The 2,619-nt window shown below is 56.2% G+C and carries 4 protein-coding genes and 2 rRNA genes; 3 read left to right on the top strand and 3 right to left on the bottom strand.

Annotated elements, in window-relative coordinates; translation table 11 throughout:
* Positions 1–65 (bottom strand): 16S ribosomal RNA (locus GTP46_RS29070); the annotation flags it as partial.
* Positions 66–76: 11 nt separating this feature from the next.
* Here GTP46_RS29070 and GTP46_RS29065 point away from each other — a divergent pair.
* Positions 77–391: a hypothetical protein gene (locus tag GTP46_RS29065; RefSeq protein WP_161010108.1), complete on the top strand. Its 315-nt coding sequence runs from the start codon at positions 77–79 to the stop codon at positions 389–391.
* A 6-nt stretch (positions 392–397) separates the two neighbouring features.
* Here the strand turns inward: GTP46_RS29065 and GTP46_RS29060 are convergent, their stop codons facing one another.
* Positions 398–670: an SDR family NAD(P)-dependent oxidoreductase gene (locus GTP46_RS29060; RefSeq protein ID WP_161010107.1), complete on the bottom strand. Its 273-nt coding sequence runs from the start codon at positions 668–670 to the stop codon at positions 398–400.
* A 186-nt stretch (positions 671–856) separates the two neighbouring features.
* Here GTP46_RS29060 and GTP46_RS29055 point away from each other — a divergent pair, with 186 nt between their 5' ends.
* Positions 857–1,753 (top strand): AraC family transcriptional regulator, encoded by an 897-nt coding sequence (locus GTP46_RS29055; protein ID WP_161010109.1) that lies wholly within the window; start codon positions 857–859, stop codon positions 1,751–1,753.
* A gap of 91 nt (positions 1,754–1,844) precedes the next feature.
* On the top strand, positions 1,845–2,366 hold the full coding sequence (locus GTP46_RS29050; protein ID WP_161010106.1) for a porin family protein: 522 nt from the start codon (positions 1,845–1,847) through the stop codon (positions 2,364–2,366).
* A gap of 141 nt (positions 2,367–2,507) precedes the next feature.
* Here the strand turns inward: GTP46_RS29050 and rrf are convergent.
* Positions 2,508–2,619 (bottom strand): 5S ribosomal RNA (gene rrf / locus GTP46_RS29045).

Here is a 2,619-nt window from a genome sequence, read left to right as displayed (position 1 = left end):
TCGACTTGCATGTGTAAGGCATGCCGCCAGCGTTCAATCTGAGCCAGGATCAAACTCTTTAGTTTAATCTCTGTTTGTGACCACTGCTGGTCACTGGTTCGCTCTTCTCAAAAATACTGACAGTATTTCTACTGAATATTTCTTTGTTGAGCATTTAATGCTTTTTGTTGCAGCACCAAATGCCCACACTTATCGACTGTTAATTTTTAAAGATCGTTGTCTTTTACTGCTAGCTGAAGAAGCGTTTTGTTCATCAGCGAAGAGGCAAGATTATGAAGCGTTTCAAACATTTCGTCAAGCTCTTCTTTTACTTCATTTTCTTCGCTTAACTCTGCATTTGCATGCTTTGTTTCGCGAGGGACAGAATCATAACAAGGCTACCCCGCTTTGACAAGGGCTAATTGTTAATGACGACATCGACGCGCTTGTGCACGTCTTCAGCAAACGCCAGGAACTCACGCATCTCATCCGGCTGGTTCACATCCAGCACGTACCATTCAGCCGATCCGCCCGCCTGGCGGATTTCCGTGACCAGCGACTGTAGCTTGCTCGAGCGGCGGGCGCCCAGCACCACGTGGTGGCCTTCGCCTGCCAACTGGCGCGCGGTGGCCGGACCACTACCCCGGCTGGCGCCGGCAATCAAAATTACTTTGCGATGGGCTTGAGTCATGATGCGATCCTTTCAAAGCCATTAACACGAGGCTGCATCTTACGGACTAAACTGGCTACTGCGAATGCTCAGGCCTATGTAGTTCTTGCCCAATACTATAAACCGCAGCAGCAAAGCTGGCGGCCCACCCGGGATTCATGGATCATTCCTATTCATCATCGCAATGAGGAGTGTAGTGTGGAACGCATGATTGCCTTGCACAATCAACTAGCGCGCAGCGAGGGTTATACCCAGTCGCTGGTGGACGATGTACGCCTGACGCGCTCCACCCAGAGCGCGACCAAGTCGCCGGCCATGTACGATCCCTGCATCGCTATCGCGCTGCAGGGCCGCAAGCAAACCTATTTTGGCAGCGATATCCTGCAGTTCGACGCCAATCACTATCTGGTAGTGGCGGTGCCGATGCCGTTCACCGCCACTACCGAAGCATCTGAAGAACATCCCTTCCTGGGGATTTCAATCCGCGTCGACCGCACCACGCTGGCTGACCTGATGTTCGCCATCGACCAGACCGACAATGAAATCCCGGCCATGCCCAAAGGGATGATGACCACCCGCATGGATGAGCGCCTGCGTGAAACCGTGCAGCGCCTGCTTGAGGCGCTCAACTCGCCGCTCGAAGCGCGCGTGCTGGGGCCGGGCATCGTGCGCGAAATCTGCTATCGGGTACTCATGGGCGAGCAAGGCGCCGCCATGCGCGCGGCGCTGACTAGCCAGGGCCAGTTCGGCCGCATTGCCAAGGCACTGCGCCGCATCCATGCCGACTATGCAGCGGACATCGATGTCGGCATGCTGGCGGCGGAGGCCAATATGAGCGTGCCCGCTTTTCACGTCCACTTCAAGTCGGCGACACATTGCTCGCCGATCCAGTATTTGAAGGCGGCCCGCCTGCACCAGGCGCGGTTGCTGATGGCACGCAGCGATATCACGGCGCAATCAGCATCGGCGCAGGTCGGCTATGAAAGTCCGTCCCAGTTCAGCCGCGAATTCAAGCGCTATTTCGGCCGCAGTCCAAGCGAAGAAGTGCACGCTATGCGCCGCTTCCTGACCGTCCAACCTGCAGAATCATCAAGATTGCTTTAAAAATAATTGCGGGGTACTATGCGCGCAGGGCAGCATTACAAAAAAAGCAAATGCTGCGTTCTGTCGTACCACTCTTTTATCAGGAGCATCCATGCGTCTTATGATCAGCGCAGTAGCACTCGGCCTGCTGGCGGCCGCCCCTTCGTTTGCCCAATCCTTCGAGCCCGGCGTGTACTTGTCGACCGACATCGGGCGCGCATCGATTTCATCCAAGTATGCTGACAATAGTGGCGACGCCACCCTGAGCGCCGCCATCGGCTACCAGTACACGCCTAACTTCGGCTTCGAAGTTTATACGCGCGGCCTCAGCCTCGATCCCTTCCGCGGCAGCTTTGCACCTGCCGGCTACTATCCGGACACGCACTACGGTATCGCCGCACTGGGCACGGCCAACCTGGACCAGCACTTCCGCATCTACGGCCGCCTCGGCATCGGCCGCACCACCATGAAGGGCAATCGCCCTTCGCTGAGCGACCATGACGACACCGATCCGATCGTGGGTCTCGGTGTTGGCTACGCCTTCAATCGCCACTGGTCGCTCAACCTGGAAGGCAGCTACCTGACCAAGAGCGAAGTCAGCCTGCTGACCTTTGGCGTGCGCTACCAGTTCTAAAGTTCAGAGGACGCCACCGCAGCCGCATCCGGCTTGTAGCGATGCAGCTCGGTGGTAAGCTCGCCCGCATCGTGTTCCGTCCATACGGACGCAAAAAAGCCCCGCCGGACACTGTCCGGAGGGGCTTTTTCTAAATAACTAGCTTGACGATAACCTACTTTCACACTGGTTGCAGCACTATCATCGGCGTAGAGTCGTTTCACGGTCCTGTTCGGGATGGGAAGGGGTGGGACCGACTTACTATGGTCATCAA

It is taken from the genome of Duganella flavida (assembly GCF_009857445.1).
GTDB lineage: Bacteria > Pseudomonadota > Gammaproteobacteria > Burkholderiales > Burkholderiaceae_D > Rugamonas > Rugamonas flavida.
This window is presented reverse-complemented; position numbering and strand designations above follow the sequence as displayed.

Coding starts and splice junctions, on each gene's coding strand:
- GTP46_RS29060 (WP_161010107.1), bottom strand. CDS start 670: ATGACTCAAGCCCATCGCAAAGTAATTTTGATTGCCGGCGCCAGCCGG.
- GTP46_RS29055 (WP_161010109.1), top strand. CDS start 857: ATGATTGCCTTGCACAATCAACTAGCGCGCAGCGAGGGTTATACCCAG.
- GTP46_RS29050 (WP_161010106.1), top strand. CDS start 1,845: ATGCGTCTTATGATCAGCGCAGTAGCACTCGGCCTGCTGGCGGCCGCC.